16 protein-coding genes and 1 pseudogene are annotated in these 18,861 nt (G+C 74.2%); 5 read left to right on the forward strand and 12 right to left on the reverse strand.

The window, feature by feature from the left end:
- The first annotated feature begins 264 nt into the window (after positions 1–264).
- Positions 265–981, forward strand: coding sequence for an SLATT domain-containing protein (locus AC07BS_RS18935; RefSeq protein WP_478933407.1), 717 nt, complete (start codon positions 265–267; stop codon positions 979–981).
- A gap of 52 nt (positions 982–1,033) precedes the next feature.
- Here the strand turns inward: AC07BS_RS18935 and AC07BS_RS18940 are convergent, their stop codons facing one another.
- The 4 genes from AC07BS_RS18940 to AC07BS_RS18955 all read right to left on the reverse strand — a co-directional run bounded on the left by AC07BS_RS18940 (position 1,034) and on the right by AC07BS_RS18955 (position 6,604).
- Positions 1,034–1,684: a hypothetical protein gene (locus AC07BS_RS18940; protein ID WP_478648882.1), complete on the reverse strand. Its 651-nt coding sequence runs from the start codon at positions 1,682–1,684 to the stop codon at positions 1,034–1,036.
- A gap of 152 nt (positions 1,685–1,836) precedes the next feature.
- Positions 1,837–4,308 carry a glycosyltransferase gene (locus AC07BS_RS18945; protein WP_478648885.1) on the reverse strand — a complete coding sequence of 824 codons (2,472 nt, stop codon included), beginning with the start codon at positions 4,306–4,308 and terminating at the stop codon, positions 1,837–1,839.
- A gap of 45 nt (positions 4,309–4,353) precedes the next feature.
- The gene (locus AC07BS_RS18950) at positions 4,354–5,049 is read right to left on the reverse strand and encodes a GntR family transcriptional regulator (protein WP_478648887.1); all 696 of its coding nucleotides are present in this window, start codon (positions 5,047–5,049) and stop codon (positions 4,354–4,356) included.
- A 199-nt stretch (positions 5,050–5,248) separates the two neighbouring features.
- The gene (locus tag AC07BS_RS18955; protein WP_478933283.1) at positions 5,249–6,604 is read right to left on the reverse strand and encodes an aminotransferase class III-fold pyridoxal phosphate-dependent enzyme; all 1,356 of its coding nucleotides are present in this window, start codon (positions 6,602–6,604) and stop codon (positions 5,249–5,251) included.
- A 355-nt stretch (positions 6,605–6,959) separates the two neighbouring features.
- On the opposite strand from AC07BS_RS18955, the gene AC07BS_RS18960 reads away from it, so the two are divergent.
- Together AC07BS_RS18960 and AC07BS_RS18965 are read left to right on the forward strand one after the other, a co-directional pair.
- A complete protein-coding gene (locus AC07BS_RS18960; protein WP_190063543.1) occupies positions 6,960–7,163 on the forward strand; it encodes a cold-shock protein in 204 nt (67 codons plus the stop codon).
- Between the two features lie 168 nt (positions 7,164–7,331).
- Positions 7,332–9,059 carry a serine/threonine-protein kinase gene (locus AC07BS_RS18965; protein ID WP_478933284.1) on the forward strand — a complete coding sequence of 576 codons (1,728 nt, stop codon included), beginning with the start codon at positions 7,332–7,334 and terminating at the stop codon, positions 9,057–9,059.
- A 73-nt stretch (positions 9,060–9,132) separates the two neighbouring features.
- Here the strand turns inward: AC07BS_RS18965 and AC07BS_RS18970 are convergent, their stop codons facing one another.
- Complete coding sequence (locus AC07BS_RS18970; protein ID WP_478648896.1) at positions 9,133–10,419, reverse strand: adenylosuccinate synthase; 1,287 nt, start codon at positions 10,417–10,419, stop codon at positions 9,133–9,135.
- A gap of 177 nt (positions 10,420–10,596) precedes the next feature.
- Here AC07BS_RS18970 and AC07BS_RS18975 point away from each other — a divergent pair, with 177 nt between their 5' ends.
- On the forward strand, positions 10,597–11,544 hold the full coding sequence (locus AC07BS_RS18975) for a diacylglycerol kinase (protein ID WP_478933287.1): 948 nt from the start codon (positions 10,597–10,599) through the stop codon (positions 11,542–11,544).
- Positions 11,545–11,560: 16 nt separating this feature from the next.
- On the opposite strand, the gene AC07BS_RS18980 is transcribed toward AC07BS_RS18975, so the two are convergent.
- The 7 genes from AC07BS_RS18980 to AC07BS_RS19010 form a co-directional block, all read right to left on the reverse strand.
- The gene (locus AC07BS_RS18980; RefSeq protein ID WP_478648901.1) at positions 11,561–12,250 is read right to left on the reverse strand and encodes a response regulator; all 690 of its coding nucleotides are present in this window, start codon (positions 12,248–12,250) and stop codon (positions 11,561–11,563) included.
- Positions 12,247–13,533: a sensor histidine kinase gene (locus tag AC07BS_RS18985; protein WP_478649238.1), complete on the reverse strand. Its 1,287-nt coding sequence runs from the start codon at positions 13,531–13,533 to the stop codon at positions 12,247–12,249. The genes AC07BS_RS18980 and AC07BS_RS18985 overlap by 4 nt, the downstream gene beginning before the upstream one ends.
- A 77-nt stretch (positions 13,534–13,610) precedes the next feature.
- Positions 13,611–14,363: an alpha/beta fold hydrolase gene (locus tag AC07BS_RS18990; protein WP_478933289.1), complete on the reverse strand. Its 753-nt coding sequence runs from the start codon at positions 14,361–14,363 to the stop codon at positions 13,611–13,613.
- The gene (gene kynU / locus AC07BS_RS18995) at positions 14,360–15,610 is read right to left on the reverse strand and encodes a kynureninase (protein WP_478933291.1); all 1,251 of its coding nucleotides are present in this window, start codon (positions 15,608–15,610) and stop codon (positions 14,360–14,362) included. The genes AC07BS_RS18990 and kynU overlap by 4 nt, the downstream gene beginning before the upstream one ends.
- A complete protein-coding gene (locus tag AC07BS_RS19000) occupies positions 15,603–16,469 on the reverse strand; it encodes a tryptophan 2,3-dioxygenase family protein (protein WP_478648909.1) in 867 nt (288 codons plus the stop codon). The genes kynU and AC07BS_RS19000 overlap by 8 nt, the downstream gene beginning before the upstream one ends.
- Positions 16,470–16,637: 168 nt before the next feature.
- Positions 16,638–17,051, reverse strand: a complete 414-nt coding sequence (locus tag AC07BS_RS19005) for a DUF3151 domain-containing protein (protein WP_478648911.1) — start codon at positions 17,049–17,051, stop codon at positions 16,638–16,640.
- 70 nt (positions 17,052–17,121) lie between these two features.
- Positions 17,122–18,672: an MFS transporter gene (locus AC07BS_RS19010; RefSeq protein ID WP_478933294.1), complete on the reverse strand. Its 1,551-nt coding sequence runs from the start codon at positions 18,670–18,672 to the stop codon at positions 17,122–17,124.
- A gap of 7 nt (positions 18,673–18,679) precedes the next feature.
- On the opposite strand from AC07BS_RS19010, the pseudogene AC07BS_RS19015 reads away from it, so the two are divergent.
- A pseudogene (locus AC07BS_RS19015) lies at positions 18,680–18,861 on the forward strand (hypothetical protein); the annotation flags it as partial.

Genomic DNA, 18,861 nt, shown 5'->3' on the forward strand with positions numbered 1-18,861 from the left:
CCTGTCCTGTCGATCACTACGACTCGGGTGCCGCCACCCACTCGTAGGAACCTCCCGGAGGCGTCCACGCCCCCGCCGGGCCGCACTCTTTCGGGTGATGACCTCCCGCCTCCTATACCTGATTCCGCCGCCCTTACGGACGGAAAAGGCTGGATCTTGCGCCCAACGCCAACCGTTCGGCGGTAGGAAGGAGGCTGCCAGCACGGTTGGGGCGCGTGGACGCGCACACGGCGGAGAGGGAGTGCAGGCGTGAGCCAGCCTGAGATGCAGCCCGAGGGGCTCCCTCGGGAGCAGGACGGGAAGCACCGGGGCGACCTGCGCGGCCGGACCTTCCCGCTCGGGGACTGGGGCGAGCCCGCCGAGCGCCTGGACGAGCTGTACAGATGGGTCGAGGGCGGCGCGCTCAATCTGGCCGACTGGTATCTGACCGACCGGGCGTGGAAGCGGCGCTGGGCGCGCGGACTGCGCCTGGCGGCGGCCGTCTGCGCCCTGGTGGGAGCCGCGCTCCCGCTCCTGGAGCTGACCAAGGTGCTGCGCACCGGCTCGGCGTGGGCGTTCCTGGCGCTGCTCGGCGCCGTGGCCTGTGTGGCGTGCGACCGCTACTTCGGCCTGACCTCCGGCTGGATGCGGGCTGTGGCCACGGCGCAGGCGGTCCAACGGCGCCTGGAGGTGTTGCAGTTCGACTGGGCGTCGGAGTGCGTGCGCGAGGTGCTGGGCCCGACGGAGGGCACCGCCAGCGAGGCCGCCGAGCGCTGTCTGACGGTGCTGCGGCGCTTCTCGGAGGACGTCTCGGAGCTCGTACGGGCCGAGACGGCGGACTGGATGGTGGAGTTCCGGGCCGGGCCGGCGCCGCTGCTGACGCAGTCCCTGGTGGCCTGGGGCCCCCGGGGCGAGGGCGGCAATCCCGTGGGACGGTTCCCGATGCCGCCGCACACCCGGCCGAACATGCCGCGGCAGCGGCCGCCGGAGTCGCCGCGCTGAAAAAGCGCCGGTCGGGCTGCGGAATCAGCCCGTCCGGCGCTCGAGGGCACCATCAGCTGAAGACGATCATCGACCCTTGACCGAGGCTCCGCGTCGCCGCCGCGTGCAGCCCCAGCCACACATGCCGCTCCCGGGCGAAGGGGCTGTCGTCGTGCGGCGCGGGCGCCGCGCGCTCCTCCAGCGTGGTCGGGCGGTCCGGGGCCGCGGGCGCGGCGGGCGGGTTGTCCGGGTCGATGCCCAGGACCGGGGCCACGGAGTGGAGTTCGCGCAGCAGGCCGTGGCTGGAGCCCAAGGGGCCGCCGCCTTCGAGGAGTTCGTCGTTGTAGAGCGGGTGGGCGAAGTCCACGGGGACGTAGGCGCCCGCGTGGTCGTAGTGCCACACGAGGTGCGACTGCTGGGCCGTCGCCTCGAACATCTCCAGCAACTGCTCGTAGTCGCCGCCGAGTTCATCCACAGGAGTGACGGCGAGACCGCACAGGTTCAACAGGTGGGCGCGGCGCAGGAAGTGCAGCGCGTCGTAGTCGAAGCCCGCGACCGGTGCGACGTCGCCGGAGAGGCCGGGCATGTAGCCGAAAATGGGCACGGGCGGCAGCCCCGCCTCGCCGAGGACCTTGTCGTACGCGGCGATCTCCTCGGCGAAGGGGTTGTCGGGGCTGTGACACAGCACGTCGACAAGGGGTACGAGCCAGAGGTCACAGGCCACGTGGACTCACTCTCGTTTTCGCGTTCGTGCGATGGTCGGGGCATGCGATGGTCGGGCCAGAGTAGTGCCGCCCAGCCCGTTCTCACACAGGCCCGACGCAGATGGAATCCCTCGCTCCGCACGCGCTCCGGCCCTCGCCGGCGCGGCCCTCGTCAGCGGCCCTCCCGTACGTCCCACACCCACACGCCGTCGGCCCAGCGCGGCTGCCGGCCGGCGAGGGCGGTGACCGCCGAGCGCAGCGCGGCGTCGTTCTGCTGCGGGGCGAGGACGAGGACGTCCGCCCGCCAGAAGTCGAGGTCCCAGCCGAACTCGCGGCGCTGCTGCGCGCCGATCGCGGGCACCTTGCCGGTGTCGCGGACCGTGCGCAGCAGATCGGAGGTCCGGCGCGGCTGGGGCCCGTAGATCCCGATGCGGTCCGGGCCCCAGGGGCCGTTGAAGTAGCCGCCGGGGATGCGGAAGCCGAGGTCCGCCTCGACCTGCCAGCCCAGCGCGGCGGTGTCGGCCGGCGACGGCACCGGTACGGGCACCAGCGAGCGGCCCGGGCGCACGTAGTCGCGCCAGGTGCCGTCGGCGACGAACGCGGGCACGGGGGCGCGCTCGACGGTGCGGTACGGCGTGGGCACCAGCGGCAGCAGGGCCGCCACGACGGCGGCCGTGCCGAGCAGCCGGCGGGAGCTCTCGCGCTCGCTGCGCACCCGCCGCACGGCCAGCCGGTCGCAGGCCAGGGCGAGCAGGATGCCGATCGGCGGCGCGCACACCATGGCCATGCGGGACTCGATGACCGACTCGAAGAGCGGCGTCTCGGCCAGCAGCCGCCAGGGGCCCGGCAGGGTCTTGTCGGTGCCCGGCAGCGGGATGTTCTGACCCAGGGAGAGGACGGCGGCGGCCAGCGCGGTGAAGCCCAGGGCGCGGACGCGGGGCTGGTCGCGGAGGTGGACGACGAGCGCGACGGTCAGCGCGACGAGCGGCCAGCCGAAGAAGGCGTTCTCCTCGGTCCGGTTGAGGGACAGCGAGGCGGCGACGCGCTCGTCGCCGGCGAGCGAGCGGGTGGCGAACTCCAGGAACGCCATGGGGTGGTTGCCGACCTGCCCGTGCAGCACGCTGCGGTAGCTCTGCGGGCCGAAGAACTGCCAGGCGAGGGGGGCGATCACCAGCGGTACGGCGACCAGCGCGGCGATTCCCAGGCCGCGCGCCAGCCGCCCGGCGACGGCCCTGGCCACGTCCGGCGAGGCGACCGCGTAGCCGAAGGCGAAGAGGAGCAGGCCCGTGACGGCCAGCAGCAGCGCCTCCTCGCCGAGGAAGATCTGGTAGGCGAGGAGCAGTCCGAGGACGACGGCGTCGCGCCGGGGGCGCCCGCCCTCGCACAGCCGCAGCGCCCGGTCGATGATCAGCGGCATCACGAAGAGCACCAGGAAGTTCGGGTGCGCGGTGCCGTGCGAGATCATGGGCGGCGCGAAGGCGCAGAAGGCGCCGCCCAGCGCGGCCGCCCAGCGGGAGCGGGTGAAGCGCCGGGCGATGAGCCAGTACCAGGAGCAGGCCGTGGCGGCCAGTCCACCGGTGAGCACGACGGCCCAGGTGACATGGGCGCCGAGGGCGAGCGTGAGGGGTGCCAGCGGCACGGAGAGGCCCGTCATGGCGGTGTTCGCCATGAGGTTGACCCCGAGCGGGGCGTTCTGGAGATCGGTGAAGAACGGGTTCCGCAGATGGGCGACGTTGTCCGCGGTGACCGCGAAGAACCATTCCCACTGCTGCTGGTCGGATCCGGAGTCGGCTATGTACGCGCCGCCGAGGCCGCCCCACAGCCCGCTGTAGAGGACGAACGCGAGGAACACGAAGAGCGCGGGTATCGCCACCCGCACCGGCCGCACCGCCCGCAGGCGCAGGCGCACCAGGTCGGCGAGGACGGTGGGGTAGGCGAGCGGACGGACCTTGGAACCTGCCTGGTGGGCCCAGCGGACGGGCACTTCGGCGACCTCCCAGTCCTGCTCGTGGAAGAAGCGGAGTATCTCGACGTCGTAGCTCCAGCCGTCGAGGCGGGAGCCGGCGAAGGCGGCGCGGACCTTGGGGCCGTCGAAGAGCTTGAACCCGCACTGGGTGTCGCGGATGCCGGGCACGGCGGCGGCGCGTATCAGCCGGGAGCCCAGCCGGCCCAGGAACTCGCGCAGCGGGTTCTGGCGGACGGCGATCCGCGAGCCGGGCAGGGCCCGGGAGCCCACGGCGGCCGCGGCGCCCCCGTCCATCCGGTCCTGGAGCGGGCCGAGCTCCTCGATGGGGGTGGCCAGGTCGGCGTCGGTGACGAGCACGCGGTGGCCGCGCGAGGCGAGCACGCCGGTGCGGACGGCGTGGCCCTTGCCGCGGTTGGCGGGGGTGCGCAGCAGCCGGACGCGGGGCTCCTCGGCGGCGGCGGCCTCGGTGACGGCCGCCGTGCCGTCGGTGGAGCCGTCGTCGACGACGATCAGCTCCCAGCGCAGCGGGGCCAGCGTCGCCAGATGGGCCCGGACCGCGTCGAGCGTCGGGGCGAGCCGGTCCTCCTCGTTGTACGCGGGGACGACCACCGTCAGGTCGACGGCTGGCTCCTGGGTCGCCCCGGAGGGATCCGACGGGTGCGCCGGTGCCGGCTTCATTGCGAATCACATTCCGTAGGTCGACGTCGGAGAGCGACATCGACCTTATGTGGTCGAACTCTGATCGTTCTGTGCGGTCAGACCATTGATCAGTTCCAGCGAGTGGCGGTTGTACGCCACGATGATCCGCTGGGCGCGCGCCACGTCCCGGCAGGCGACGGCCTCCACGAGGTCGGCGTGCCCGTGCCAGAGCCTGCCCCGCAGGTCGGGAAGGCTCCGCAGCAGCGGCACCGTGAAGATCCAGCTCTGCACCCGCACCCGGTCCAGGAAATCCGATATGTACGGATTGCCCACCAGGCCGGCCATCTCCCGCCAGAAGCGCAGGTCGTAGCCGATGAGGATGTCGAGGTCGCCGGCCAGCGCGGCCCGCCCGGCCTCCTCCGCGCGGCGGCGCACGGAGGCCAACGCCTGGGGCGTCGCGGCCTGGAGCGCGCGGTCGGCCGAGCGCCGGAACATGCCCTCGACGATCAGCGTGCGGGCCTCGATCATGTCGCGGAAGTCCGCGTACGAGAACTCGCGCACGCGGTAGCCGCGGTGCAGCTCCACGTCGAGCAGCCCCTGCGAGCAGAGGTCGAGCAGCGCCTCGCGGACGGGCGTGGCCGAGACGCCGTAGGCCTCGGCGATCTCCTTGACGGTGAACTGCCGGCCCGCCGGGAGCCGCCCCGCGATCACCTCGTCGCGCAGGGCCTCGGCGATCTGTGAGCGCAGCGTCGTGCGCTTGACAGTCTCGCTGCCGGGCATGGTTCCTGGTCTCCCCTTTTCCGTGGCCGCGCGCCTGGCATGCGAACGGCCCCCGACACGATATGCGAGGGCCGCCACGGGCGATATATGACCGTGCACACGGGAAGGGCGAACGCTACCGGATGTCCGGCCGGGTCGGTAAGGGCGGGTACGGGCGGTTCGCGCCCGCCGCGCCGCCGGGTGCCGTCCCGGCCACCGGTCAGACCGTGAAGCGGTCCGCCACCGTCAGCGCCCGGTCCAGGGCCGCCAGGCCCTCCTTCGCCTCCGCGTCGGTGACCGTGCACGGCGGCACGACATGGGTGCGGTTCATGTTCACGAAGGGCCAGATGCCCGCCTCCTTGCAGGCGGCGGTGAAGGCGGCCATGGGGGCGTTCGCCTCGCCCGTCGCCGCGTACGGCACCAGCGGCTCGCGGGTGGCCCGGTCCCGGACGAGCTCCACCGCCCAGAACACGCCCAGGCCGCGCACCTCGCCCACCGACGGATGGCGCTCGGCCAGCTCGCGCAGGCCGGGACCGATGACCTCGTCGCCGACCCGGGCGGCGTTCTCGACGATCCCCTCCTCGGCCATCGCGTTGATCGTGGCCACGGCGGAGGCGCAGGCGAGGGGGTGCCCGGAGTACGTGAGACCGCCCGGGTAGGGACGCGTCTCGAAAGTGGCGGCGATCTCGGCGGAGATGGCCACACCACCGAGCGGCACATAGCCGGAGTTGACGCCCTTGGCGAAGGTCAGCAGGTCGGGGACGACGTCGAAGTGCTCGGCGGCGAACCACCGGCCGGTGCGGCCGAAGCCCGCCATGACCTCGTCGAGGACGAGCACGATGCCGTACCGGTCGCACAGGGCGCGCACACCCGGGAGGTAGCCGGGCGGCGGGACCATGATCCCGGCCGTGCCGGGGACCGTCTCCAGGATGATCGCGGCGATCGTGCCCGGCCCCTCGAAGGCGATGGTGTCCTCGAGGTGGCGCAGGGCGCGCTCGCACTCCTGCTCCTCGGTCTCCGCGTGGAACGGCGAGCGGTAGAGGAAGGGCGCCCAGAAACGGACCACGCCCGCGGCGCCGGTGTCGGACGCCCAGCGGCGGGGGTCACCGGTGAGGTTGATCGCGGCGGCCGTGGCCCCGTGGTACGAGCGGTAGGCGCTCAGCACCTTGGGCCGGCCGGTGTGCAGCCGGGCCATCCGGACGGCGTTCTCGACGGCCTCGGCCCCGCCGTTGGTGAAGAAGATCTTGTCGAGGTCGCCCGGGGTGCGCTCGGCGATCAGCCGCGCCGCCTCGGAGCGCACGTCCACGGCGAAGCCCGGCGCGATGGTGCACAGCCGGCCCGCCTGTTCCTGGATCGCGGCGACGACCTTGGGGTGCTGGTGACCGATGTTGGTGTTGACCAGTTGGCAGGAGAAGTCGAGATAGCGGTTGCCGTCGTGGTCCCAGAAGTACGAGCCCTCGGCGCCGGCCACGGCCACCGGGTCGACGAGGCCCTGGGCGGACCAGGAATGGAAGACGTGCGCGCGGTCGGCCGCCTTCACGGCGGCGCCGACGGAGGGATCGGGCTGTGTGCTCACGAGCGTGACCTCTGATCAGGAAGCGGCGTCCGGGGAACGGGTGGTGGGGCTCGGACCGTGCGGGTCGAGCCTACGGAAGCACCCGCCGGGCCCGGTACCGGCACTGTGTCGCCCCCTCGCCCGGCACGCGGACACAGTGCCGGGCGGCCGCGCCCGAGACGTTCCGCCCACGCCCCCGCAAATCGCCGTGCGGGAAATCCCAATTCGTTGGCATTCGCGCTGCTACGGTCCATTGCGGTTGCTGTTTTGGTACCCATTTGTCATGTGCGCCTGAAGGTCCGTGACCTCGGGCGCACTTGCGTTTTTCCCCGGGCGTGCGGAATTACGCCGCACGCCCCCTGATAAGGAGCTCGTCTTGGCTACCGGCATCGTGAAGTGGTTCAACTCGGAAAAGGGCTTCGGCTTCATCCAGCAGGACGGCGGAGGCGCCGACGTCTTCGCCCACTACTCCAACATCGTCAGTCAGGGTTACCGGGAACTCCAGCAGGGTCAGAAGGTCACCTTCGACATCACCCAGGGCCAGAAGGGCCCGCAGGCGGAGAACATCCTTCCGGCCTGACGAAGGCCTGAGGAAGGCCTGACGAAGGCCTGAGGAACGGGGCTTCGCGGCCGTCCCGAGGACGGTCGCCGGCCGGGCCGGGACCGCGCTCGTCCACCGCGCGGATACCCGGCCCTTTGCCGTGCCGCTATTCTCCCCGCGACGCGACATGGGGGAAGGAGAGCCGGCATGGAAGCCCTGACGCCGGAAGACCCACGAGAACTCGGTGCCTATCGCCTGCTGGGCAGGCTGGGTGCCGGAGGCATGGGACGGGTCTATCTCGCCCGGTCCGACCGGGGCCGCACGGTCGCGGTCAAGCTGGTCCAGCCGGAGCTGGCGGGCCAGGAGGAGTTCCGCCGACGGTTCCGCCAGGAGGTCCGGTCGGCCCGCCGGGTGGGCGGCGAGTGGACCGCGCCCGTGCTCGACGCGGACACCGAGGCCGCCGTGCCCTGGGTCGCCACCGGCTACATCGCCGGGCCCTCGCTGCGCCAGGTCGTCGACACCGACTACGGCCCGCTGCCCGAGCGGTCCGTGCGCATCCTCGGCGCCGGGCTCGCGCGCGCCCTGCAGGCGATCCACGCCGCCGGGATCGTCCACCGCGACCTCAAGCCCTCCAACGTGCTGCTGACGCTCGACGGCCCGCGCGTCATCGACTTCGGCATCGCGCGCGCCCTGGAGACGGTCACCGACGGCGGTCTGACCCGCACCGGCGCCGCCGTCGGCTCACCTGGCTTCATGTCGCCCGAGCAGGTGCGCGGCGCCCAGGTCACCCCGGCCAGCGACGTCTTCTGCCTGGGCTCGGTGCTGGCCTACGCGGCCAGCGGCCGGATGCCGTTCGGCACGGCGGACAGCGGTGTGCACGCGCTGATGTTCCGCATCGCCGAGGAGGAGCCGGACCTCGAGGGCGTGCCGGCGTCGCTGCGGCCGCTGATCTCCGCGTTCCTGGCCAAGGACCCCGCGCGGCGGCCCACGCCCGAGGAGGTCCTGGAACGCACGGGCGTCGAGGACCTGCTGGGCGACCTGCGGTCCGCCGACCCCTGGCTGCCGGCGGGCCTCGTCGCCCAGCTCGGCCGGCACGCCGTCCAGTTGCTCGACGTGGAGAGCCCCGCGCGCTCCTCCGCCGAGCCGATACCCCCGGCCTCCTCGGAGGCGCCCACCCGCGTCGACGCGCCCCGCGACGCGGTCCCCGTCGAGCCGCCGACCGCCACCGCGTCGCCCGGCCTGCCGCTGCCGCCGCCCGCGCCGGGCCCGGCCCACGGCCACCCGAGCCCGTACGGCCCGGCTCCGTACGGGCTCCCGGCCCCGCCGCCGGCCCGCTCGAAGAGGCCCTGGGTCCTGGCGGCCATCGTCGTCGCCGGGCTCCTCGCGGGCGGCGGCACGGTCTTCCTGGTGGGCCGCGCCACCCAGGACGACAACAACGGCCCGGGCCCCTCGCCGAGTGCCTCCGCGGGCTCCTCGTCCGCCGCCTCGCCCGCCGCCTCCTCCGCCCCGGGGTCCACCCCGCCGGCCGGCACACCGACGCCCGGGGGCGCGAGCACCGCGCCGACGCCCGCGACCGGGCCGCAGGCCTACCTCGGCACCTGGCAGTCGAGCTTCGGCGGCGGCTCGCGCGTCAACACCCGGACCATCACCATCTCCGGGGGCGGGGGCGTCGACGTCACCATCGACGGCAGCGGCACCCTGGACGACGGCACCTCGTACGTCTGCGCGTGGCACACGACCGCCACCGGCGGCGGCACCGGGGACTCCCCGCTGCACCTGGGCCCCTCCAGCGTCACCCGGGCCATGCCCACGTCGGCCTGCCAGCCGGGCTCGGCGTCCGATCTGGTGCTGCTGCCCGACGGCCGGATGCGGCGCGACTTCTCCGACTCCGGCACGAAGGACGCCTCGCTGGTCTACCGCAGGCTCTCCTCCTGAGGACGCGCGCACAGACGACGGCGCCCCCCGGTGGCCGAGCCACCGGGGGGCGCCGTGCACGCGCGCGTGCCGCCTACGACAGGAACGAGTTGATCTCGATCGTCTCGTCGCGGCCCGGGCCGACACCGATCGCGGAGATCGGGGCGCCGGACATCTCCTCCAGCGCCTTCACGTACGCCTGGGCGTTCTTCGGCAGCTCGGAGAACGTCTTGGCCTTGGAGATGTCCTCGGACCAGCCCGGCAGCATCTCGTAGATCGGCTTCGCGTGGTGGAAGTCGCTCTGGCTGTAGGGCAGCTCCTCGACGCGCTTGCCGTCGATCTCGTAGGCCACGCAGACCGGGATCTGCTCCCAGCCGGTGAGGACGTCGAGCTTGGTGAGGAAGAAGTCCGTCAGGCCGTTGACGCGGGTGGCGTAGCGGGCGATGACCGCGTCGAACCAGCCGCAGCGGCGGTCACGGCCGGTGGTCACACCGCGCTCGCCACCGATGGTGCGCAGCGCCTCGCCGTCCTTGTCGAACAGCTCGGTCGGGAACGGACCGGCGCCGACGCGGGTGGTGTACGCCTTCAGGATGCCGATCACGCGGTTGATCTTCGTCGGGCCCACGCCCGCACCCGTGCAGGCGCCGCCCGCGGTCGGGTTGGAGGAGGTGACGAAGGGGTACGTGCCGTGGTCGACGTCCAGCAGCGTGCCCTGGCCGCCCTCGAAGAGGACGACCTTGCCCTCGTCGATGGCGTTGTTGAGGATCAGCGTGGTGTCGGCGACGTACGGCTTGATCTGCTCGGCGTAGGCCAGCAGTTCCTCGACGATCTTGCCCGACTCGATGGCGCGGCGGTTGTAGAGCTTCGCCAGGATCTGGTTCTTGAAGTCGAGCGCGGCCTCGACCTTCTGCTCCAGGATCGACTCGTCGTACAGGTCCTGGACCCGGATGCCCACGCGGTTGATCTTGTCCGCGTAGGTCGGGCCGATGCCGCGGCCGGTGGTGCCGATCTTCCGCTTGCCGAGGAAGCGTTCCGTCACCTTGTCCACGGTCGTGTGGTACGGCGTGATCAGGTGCGCGTTACCGCTGAGCAGCAGCTTGGACGTGTCGACGCCGCGCTCGTTGAGTCCGCTCAGCTCGGAGAGCAGGACCGCCGGGTCGACGACGACACCGTTGCCGATGACCGGGGTGCACCCCGGCGACAGGATTCCGGAAGGGAGAAGGTGGAGCGCGTATTTCTGGTCACCCACGACGACCGTGTGGCCGGCGTTGTTGCCACCTTGGTAGCGCACCACGTAGTCCACGGAACCACCGAGCAGGTCGGTGGCCTTTCCCTTGCCCTCGTCACCCCACTGAGCACCGAGCAGCACAAGTGCGGGCACAGGCGTACACCCCTTCCGGGCGGGGCATGTCCAACGTGCACATGGTGGCGGAAGGCCTCGGGAATCGGGCCTTCACCACTGCTAGAGCCGTCGAACCGGTGCCCCGGATAGACGAAGCCCCTGGCGCAACAGCGACAGGGGCTCTTGCACCGAGAGATTACCTGAGGAAGGACGAAGGTGTCGGCTGCAGACCCGACCGGACAGCAGCTGCTCGTCGTCATCGACCCGGCCGCCAGGCGCGTGGACGGCGAGTCCACGCGGATCGCGCGGGACGTGTTGTGCGCCGGAGCGGTGGCCAAAATCTGCCTGCCGAACGGCCCGGAGGAGGTGGCCCGCGCGCTCGCCCGGCGCGGGCGGCGCCGGATCGTCGTCATCGGCGACGACCGCGCCCTGCTGCGCGTCGTCGGCCTGCTGCACCGGCGCCGCGAGCTGGCCGCGGCCCCCCTGGCCTGGGTGCCGGTGGGCGCGCTCCCGGCGGTCTCGGTGGCCCGGGTGCTCGGCGTACCGCTGAGCGCCGTCGCGGCCGCACGCGCCGTTCTGGACGGCGTGGAGCGGCGTCTGGGGCTGTTGACCGACGACAGCGACGGCGTCGTCCTGGGCGGCCTGTGGGTGCCCGCGGGGGCCGCCCACAGGGACGGCCCGGAGCCCGCCGGCGGCGGGGCCGGGGCGGACGCGGCGGTGGAGGGCGCGGCGGCCGGGCGGTCACCGATCGGCGGAGGCGGCGGGGACGGAGGCGGCGGGGACGGAGGCGGGGGCGGGGGCCATCAGTCGTGGTGGTCGCCGGCCGCCCGGACCGCCCGGACGGCCCTGACCCTGCTCTCCGGCCCCGGCGGGCGGCACCCGCTGCCCGCGTGCACCCGGCTGCGGGTGGAGGCGGACGGGGTGCTGCTGGCGGATCTCGACCGGCCCGTCGGGCGTGTCGCGGTGTCGGAGGCGGAGGGGCTGGCCGAGGTCGTCGTCCAGCAGCGGCCGGGCGAGGAGCCGGTGCGGGCCCGGGCCCGCGCGGTCACCGTCTCCGGCCCGGACTTCCGCTACCGCGCCGACAACCGCATCCGGGGCCCGGTGCGCACGCGCACCTGGACCGCCCACCCGGAGGCCTGGCGGCTGACCCTGCCGCGCGGCTGACCGCGGGGAGCGCCCCTCAGCCACCCGGGGTGACCAGCCCGGCCTCGTACGCGAACACCGCGGCCTGGGTGCGGTCGCGCAGGCCCAGCTTCACCAGGATGCGGCTGACGTGCGTCTTGACCGTGGACTCGGCGACGACGAGCCCCTCGGCGATCTCCGCGTTGGACCGGCCCTGCGCGACGAGGACCAGCACCTCGGTCTCCCGCTCGGTGAGGTCGCCCACGCGCTCCTGCGAGGGCGCCCGGGGCGCGCCCAGCCGGGAGAACTCCTGGATCAGGCGCTTGGTCACCGTGGGCGCCAGCAGGGCCTCCCCCGCGGCCACCACCCGTACGCCGTCGGCGAGCTGCCGGGCCGAGGCGTCCTTGAGCAGGAAGCCGCTCGCCCCGGCGCGCAGCGCCTGGTAGACGTACTCGTCCAGGTCGAAGGTGGTGAGCACCAGCACCTTGGCGTCCGCGTCGGCGGCGACGATCTCGCGGGTCGCCTCCAGGCCGTTGAGCTCCGGCATGCGGATGTCCATCAGGACGACGTCCGGGCGCAGCGCGGCGACCCGCGCCAGCGCCTGGCGGCCGTCCACGGCCTCGCCGACCACCTCGATGTCGGGCTGGGCGTTCAGCAGGACGGAGAAGCCCTCGCGGACCATCATCTGGTCGTCGACGATCAGGACGCGGATCGGGCCGTTCGTCGGACCTGGTGCCGGGGCGCTCACGCGGCCGCCTCCGCCGAGGTGCCGGCGGGCAGGAAGGCCGCGATCTCGTAGCCGCCGCCGTCCGTGGCCCCGGCGGTCATCTCGCCGCCCAGCATGGCGACCCGCTCCCGCATGCCCAGGACCCCGTGGCCGGCGCCCGGCGAGGCCTTGGCCAGCCGGTCCGGGCGGCCGTTGACGATCCGCAGGCCGAGCCCGCCGAGGACGTACGACACCTCGACGCGCGCCGCGGCGCCCGGCGCGTGGCGCAGGACGTTGCTGAGCGCCTCCTGGACGATCCTGTACGCCGACAGCTCCACGCCCTGCGGCAGGGGCCGCACCGCGCCGGTCGTGACGTGCTCGACGTCCAGTCCGGCCGCGCGGACGTTGCCGAGCAGCGAGGGGAGCGCGGCGAGCGTCGGCTGCGGGGCCTCCGGGCCCTCGAAGGCCTCGGGGTTCTCCGACCGTACGACCCCCAGGACGCGGCGCAGCTCGGTCAGGGCGGCGACGGCGTTCTCCCGGATCGTCTGGAAGGCGGCGGCCAGCTCCGGCGGGGTGTCCTGCACGCGGTAGGGCGCGGCCTCGGCCTGGATGGCGACGACGGACATGTGGTGGGCGACCACGTCGTGGAGCTCGCGGGCGATCGTCGTGCGCTCCTCCAGCACGGTGCGCCGGGAGCGCTCCACCTCGGTGACGGCGGCCTGCGCGGCGACCTGGCGCTTGCTCTCGCGCAGGCCGCGGATCGCGGCGGCGGCGAAGAGCACGACGCCGGAGCCGGCGGTCATCTCCCAGGTTCCGTCGTCGTAGCCGTAGCCGCGGATCATGGTCATCAGCGCGCCGTACGCGCCGGTGATCAGCCACATCTCGGCGGCGACGCGCGGCCTGGTGCGGAGCGTGACGACCGTCATCACGGCGAGGTGCGAGACGAAGCCGCTGGGCGTCCAGGGCGGACCGCCGAGCAGGACGCCGGAGGCGAACGACGCGCCCAGTGACATCCACCACGCGCCGACGGGACGGAACAGTGTCATCAGCAGGGGGGCGCCCGCGAACAGCGCGAGGGCGAGGCCGCCGGGGCTCGGCCGGTAGGCCAGCGCCCCGAACATGAGCAGGGCGGCGAAGGCCGCGACGGCGGTGTGCGGCAGCCAGCGCGCGTACCGGCCGGTGAGGCCCGTGCCCCGGTCCAGCGGCGGCAGCGGCCGGAAGGCGAAGGCGTCCGTGAACAGGTCCTGCCGGATGCCCTCGATGAGGCCGCTCGCTATGCGCATCTCGCTGCGCAGCCCGCCGCCGTTCGTCTCATGCGTCTCCATCACGCTCTCCACCGTAGGCAGACGCGGCGCGCGCGTCGTCCGCACGGATGCGGATCTCCGGGGGTCCGTCTCAAGTACTACGCGGACCGGGTCCCGCGCGGCTCCGGCCGGCCCCCGATCGCCGCCAGCAGGGCGCCGTAGGCGGGGGTGCCCGGGGTGATCGCCGCGTAGTGGCCGGTGCCGGCCAGGGGGCGGAACACGGCGGACGGGACGCGGGCGGCGTACGCGGCCGAGAAGGCCGGCGGCACCTCGCGGTCCTCCTCGCCGTGCAGCAGGGTGACCGGGACGCCGGGCGGGGGCAGCCGCAGGGGGTCGGCGGCCGCCTCGTCGGCCGGGCCGACGAGGCCGGCGACCGCGCCCCGGCTCAGCCCGAGGGCACGGGCCCGGGCCAGGTCGGCGACGGGGGCGAGCGCCACCACGCCGTCCAGGCCCGCCACGGCGGGCCCCGCGGCCAGCCACAGGGCGAGGTGACCGCCCGCGGAGTGACCGGCCACGACGTGCCGGGCGCCGGCCGGGCCCGGGGCCGCGGCGACGGCCAGCGCGACGTCGTCGAAGGTGGCGGGCCAGCCGCCCCCGCCGCCCACCCGCCGGTACTCCGCGAGGGCGACCCGCAGCCCCTCCCCCGCCAACGCGGCGGCCAGCGGCGCCAGGTGCCGCCGGTCGTACGCCTCGCGCCAGAAACCGCCGTGCAGCAGGGTCACCCGCGTCGCGGCGCCGGGCGGCCCGTAGAGGTCCACCACCTGGCTGGGGTGCCCGCCGTAGGCGACGGTCGCGTCGGGCGGCGCGTACGGCAGGCCGAACAGCGCCTCCTCCTCGGCGGCGGGGTTCATCCGCCCTCCCCGGGCGGCGCGGCACGGAGCACCTCGCCCAGGACGCGCGCCGCGCGCTCGGCGTCGGCGAAGCCCGTGTAGAGCGGGGTGAAGCCGAAGCGCAGCACGTCCGGGCGGCGGAAGTCGCCGACGACGCCCCGGCGGATCAGCTCCGCCATGACCCCCTCCGCGTCGCCGGGGCAGCGCAGGGAGACCTGGCTGCCGCGCTCGGCGTGCGCCGCGGGCGTGACGGACTCGACGCGCCACGCCGGGACGTACGCCTCGACGCACCGCAGGAAGAAGTCGGTCAGGGCGAGGCTCTTGGCGCGCACCACTGTGACGTCGACGTCGTCCCAGACGCCGAGGGCTGCGTCCAGCGCGAGCAGCGAGAGGATGTCCGGCGTGCCGACGCGGCCGCGCGCGGCGCCGTCGGCGGGCTCGTAGCCGGGCGCCATGCCGAACGGGTCGGCATGCGAGTTCCAGCCGGGCAGCGGGGAGTCGAAGCGCGGCTGGAGGTCCCCGCGGACGTAGAGGTACGCGGGCGAACCCGGGCCGCCGTTCAGGTACTTGTAGGTGCAACCGACGGCGAAGTCCACGGCGTGCGCGTCGAGCGCGACCGGCAGCGCGCCCGCGCTGTGGCACAGGTCCCACACCACCCGGGCCCCGGCGGCGTGCACGGCGGCGGTGACGGCGGGCAGGTCGTGCAGCCTGCCGGTGCGGTAGTCGACGTGGTTGACGAGCGCGACGGCGGTACGCGGCCCGGCCGCGGCGGCCATCTCCCCGGCGCCGACGGCCCGGACGCGGCAGCCGGTGAGGCGGGCGGCGGACTCGGCGATGTAACCGTCGGTGGGGAAGGTGGCCGCGTCGACGAGGATCTCGTCCCGGCCCTCCCCCGGCGCGGCCAGGCGGACCGCGGCGACGACCGCCTTGAAGACGTTGACACTGGTGGAGTCGCCGACCACGACCTGGCCCGGTGCGGCGCCCACGAGCCGGCCGATACGGTCGCCGGTGCGCTCGGGCGCGGTCCACCAGCCGGACTCGGTCCACGAGCGGATGCGCAGCCGCCCCCACTCGCGCTCGACGACGTCGGCGAGGCGGCCGGACACGGCGCGCGGCAGGGCGCCGAGGGAGTTGCCGTCGAGGTAGACGGTGTCGTCGTCGAGGACGAACTCGTCGCGCTTGGCGCGCAGTTCGTCGGCGGCGTCCAGGGCCAGGGCCTCGCGGGCGGGACCGGGAGCGGCCACCTCGGGCGTCGTCGCGTCAGACATGGCTGCGGGCCGTCCACAGCTCGGGGAAGACGTGCTTGCCGGCGCGCTTCTCCAGCCAGGCGACACCGGCGGAGCCGCCACTGCCCACCTTGGCGCCCATCGCCCGCCGCGTGGCGACGAGATGGTCGTTGCGCCAGCGCCAGACGAGCTCGGCGACCTCGGTCAGCGCCTCGCCCAGGCGGCACTCCTCGCTGTTCTGGTCGCCCGCGTAGACGGCCGACCAGACGTCCTCGACCGCCTCGACGGAGGCGTACCGCTGGGTGAGGTCGCGGTCGAGCACGGCGGCCGGTACCGCGTGGCCGCGCCGCGCGAGCCAGCGCAGCACCTCGTCGTAGAGGCTCGGGGCGTGCAGCGCCGCGTCGAGCCGCGCGTACGTCTCCGGGGCGCCGCGGTACGGCACGAGCATGGCGGCGGACTTCTCGCCCAGCAGGAACTCCAGCCGGCGGTAGGTCGCCGACTGGAAGCCGGACGCCTCGCCGAGCGCCGAGCGGAAGGCGTTGAACTGGGACGGCGTCAGGTGCGCCAGGGGCTCCCAGGAGGCGTTGAGGGAGGTGAGCTCGTACACCGAGCGCTTGAGCGCGGCCAGGACGACCGGCAGGTCGTCCTGGCGCAGGCCCCGCGCCGCGGTCTCCCACTCGTGGACGACGACGGTGAACCACAGCTCCATCACCTGGGTGGTGACCAGGAAGACCATCTCGCCGGGGTCGTCGGAGAGCGGCTTCTGGAGGGTGGTGAGGACCTCGGCGCGGACGTAGTCCTCGTACGGGGTCGAGCCCCGGAATTCGAGGTTCGGGGACGCGGCGGTCTCCGGCTCGGTGCCCTTCAGGGCTGGGGGGAAGGCTGGCTGCGCATGCGACATCGCGGGCTCCTCGGCCTGGCGTGCTCCCGGGTAGCGGTCCGCTCCTTCCTGTCGGCATCGGAGCCCCGGTCCCCTGGGCGCATCATGCGTCCCGCGCTTCGCTCGCGCAAGAGCTGGGCCGGCCGGGACCCCGCGCGGTCCGCGGGGTCCCGGCCGGCTCCGGCGGCGTCAGCCCAGGGTGTTGGCGGCCGTCGGGGAGCTGTCGCGCAGGAAGGTGGAGCAGCGCTCGTACTCCTCCTGCTCGCCGATCGCCTGGGCGGCCCGGGCGAGGGCGTGGAGGGCGCGCAGGAAGCCGCGGTTCGGCTCGTGCTCGAAGGGCACCGGGCCGTGGCCCTTCCAGCCGCTGCGGCGCAGCGCGTCGAGGCCGCGGTGGTAGCCGGTGCGGGCGTACGCGTAGGACTCGACGACGCGGCCGGCCTCGAACGCCTCGTCGGCGAGCTGGGCCCAGGCGAGCGAGGACGCCGGGTACTTCGCGGCGACGTCGGCGGGGGCCGCCCCGGAGGCGAGCAGCTCGCGCGGCTCGGGGTCGTCGGGCAGGTGCGTCGGGGCCGGGCCCCCGAGAAGGTTCTCGTGAATGGACATGGGCCCCAGTCTGCCGCAGCGGCCGCCGGGGGCCGCGGTCCGTGCGGGGGCCGGCCGGGGGCCGGACGGGCTAGCCGTCGCCCCTGGTGTTCTCCCCCGCCTCGCCGCGGGCCTCCTCGCGGGCCTCGTCGCGGGCCTCGTCGCGGACCTCGCCCGGGTCGAGCGGTGGTGAGGTGACCCCGCAGTGGTATTCGCATTCGGGATGACACCGCGCCCGTTCGGGGGCGCGGACCGTGCCCCAGGCCACCGCGGCGCCCAGCACCAGCGCGCCCGCGCACAGCAGCATCGCCCGGCCGAAGGCGGCCGAGAAAGCCCCGGGGTCGCGGTAGGCGTCCGGGCCCATCCCCGCCGCCAGCGGCAGCGCGGCCACGGCGATCAGGCCGGCGGCGCGCGCCGCGGCGTTGTTGATGCCGCTGGCCAGTCCGGCGCGGGCGACGTCGACGGAGGCCAGGACGGTCGCGGTGAGCGGGGCCACCAGCACCACCATGCCCAGGCCCAGCACGACGAGGGCGGGCAGCACGTCCCGCACGTACTGGGCGCCCGCGCCCACACGGGTCATCAGCAGCATGCCCGCCGCGCACAGCAGCGGCCCCACGGTCAGCGGCAGGCGGGCGCCGATGCGCTGGGCGACGCGGCCGGCGCGGGCGGACAGCAGCAGCATCAGCACGGTGGTCGGCAGCAGGGCCGTACCCGCCTCCAGGGCCGACCAGCCGAGCACCACCTGCAACTGGAGCACGGAGAGGAAGAAGAAGCCGCTGAAGGCCGCGTAGACGAAGAGCGTGACGACGTTGATCGCCGTGAACTGCCGGACGGCGAAGATCTCCAGCGGCAGCATGGGATCGGGCCGCCGGTGCTCCACGTACACGAAGGCGACGGCCAGCAGCACGCCGACGACAGCAGGGACGACGACCCAGGGCGAGGCGCCCTTGTCGGGGGCGGCGATCAGCGCGTACGTCACCGCGGCCAGGGCGAGGGCCCCCAGCGCGGCGCCGGCCACATCGAAGCTACCGCCGGCGGAGGGGTCGCGCGTCTCGGGCACCCGCCGGACGGCCACCGGCACGCAGACGGCGGCCAGCGGCAGGTTGATCAGGAACACCCAGCGCCAGCCCGGCCCGTCGACCAGCCAGCCGCCCACGAACGGCCCGACGGCCGACGCCACGCCGCCCAGGCCCGACCAGGCGCCCACCGCGGCCGCCCGGTCGTCGGGGTGGAACACCGACTGGATCAGCGCCAGCGAGCCGGGGGTGAGCAGCGCCCCGCCGATGCCCTGAAGGGCCCGTGCCGCGATCAGGATCCCGGCGTCCGGCGCCACCCCGCACAGCAGGGAGGCGAGCGCGAACCACACCGTGCCGATCACGAACACCCGCCGGCGCCCGTACCGGTCGCCCAGCGAGCCGCCCAGCAGGATCAGGCCCGCGAGGGTGAGCATGTAGGCGTTGACCGTCCACTGGAGGGCGCCCAGGCCCGCGTCGAGGTCCTCGCCGATGTGCGGGAGCGCGACGTTGACGACAGTGCTGTCGAGCATCGCCATGCCGGAGCCGAGGACGGCCGTGAGCACCACCCAGCGGCCCGTGGGCGTACCGAGGCGGACAGCGCCGGCCTCCGCTGCCGAGTCGCTCATACCTGCGATGATCCTCGCGCCGGTCCGGTCCGGCCAGCGCACGGGCGCGGGGGTACGGGCCCGGGCGCGTGGACCCCGCGCGGAAATCGTTGCGAACGCGAAGGGGCCCGGCACCGTCGGCATCGAGGGCATCTGCGGCATGGGCAGCCCGGGCGGAGCCGGCGGAACGGGCGGGGCAGCGGGCGGAAC

This window comes from Streptomyces sp. NPDC044063 (assembly GCF_056434285.1).

Bases quoted from the DNA above. Each gene is read 5' to 3' on its own strand.
- AC07BS_RS18935 (WP_478933407.1), top strand. From the start codon at position 265: ATGCAGCCCGAGGGGCTCCCTCGGGAGCAGGACGGGAAGCACCGGGGC.
- AC07BS_RS18945 (WP_478648885.1), bottom strand. From the start codon at position 4,308: ATGAAGCCGGCACCGGCGCACCCGTCGGATCCCTCCGGGGCGACCCAG.
- AC07BS_RS18950 (WP_478648887.1), bottom strand. From the start codon at position 5,049: ATGCCCGGCAGCGAGACTGTCAAGCGCACGACGCTGCGCTCACAGATC.
- AC07BS_RS18965 (WP_478933284.1), top strand. From the start codon at position 7,332: ATGGAAGCCCTGACGCCGGAAGACCCACGAGAACTCGGTGCCTATCGC.
- AC07BS_RS18985 (WP_478649238.1), bottom strand. From the start codon at position 13,533: ATGGAGACGCATGAGACGAACGGCGGCGGGCTGCGCAGCGAGATGCGC.
- AC07BS_RS18990 (WP_478933289.1), bottom strand. From the start codon at position 14,363: ATGAACCCCGCCGCCGAGGAGGAGGCGCTGTTCGGCCTGCCGTACGCG.
- kynU (WP_478933291.1), bottom strand. From the start codon at position 15,610: ATGTCTGACGCGACGACGCCCGAGGTGGCCGCTCCCGGTCCCGCCCGC.
- AC07BS_RS19000 (WP_478648909.1), bottom strand. From the start codon at position 16,469: ATGTCGCATGCGCAGCCAGCCTTCCCCCCAGCCCTGAAGGGCACCGAG.
- AC07BS_RS19005 (WP_478648911.1), bottom strand. From the start codon at position 17,051: ATGTCCATTCACGAGAACCTTCTCGGGGGCCCGGCCCCGACGCACCTG.
- AC07BS_RS19010 (WP_478933294.1), bottom strand. From the start codon at position 18,672: ATGAGCGACTCGGCAGCGGAGGCCGGCGCTGTCCGCCTCGGTACGCCC.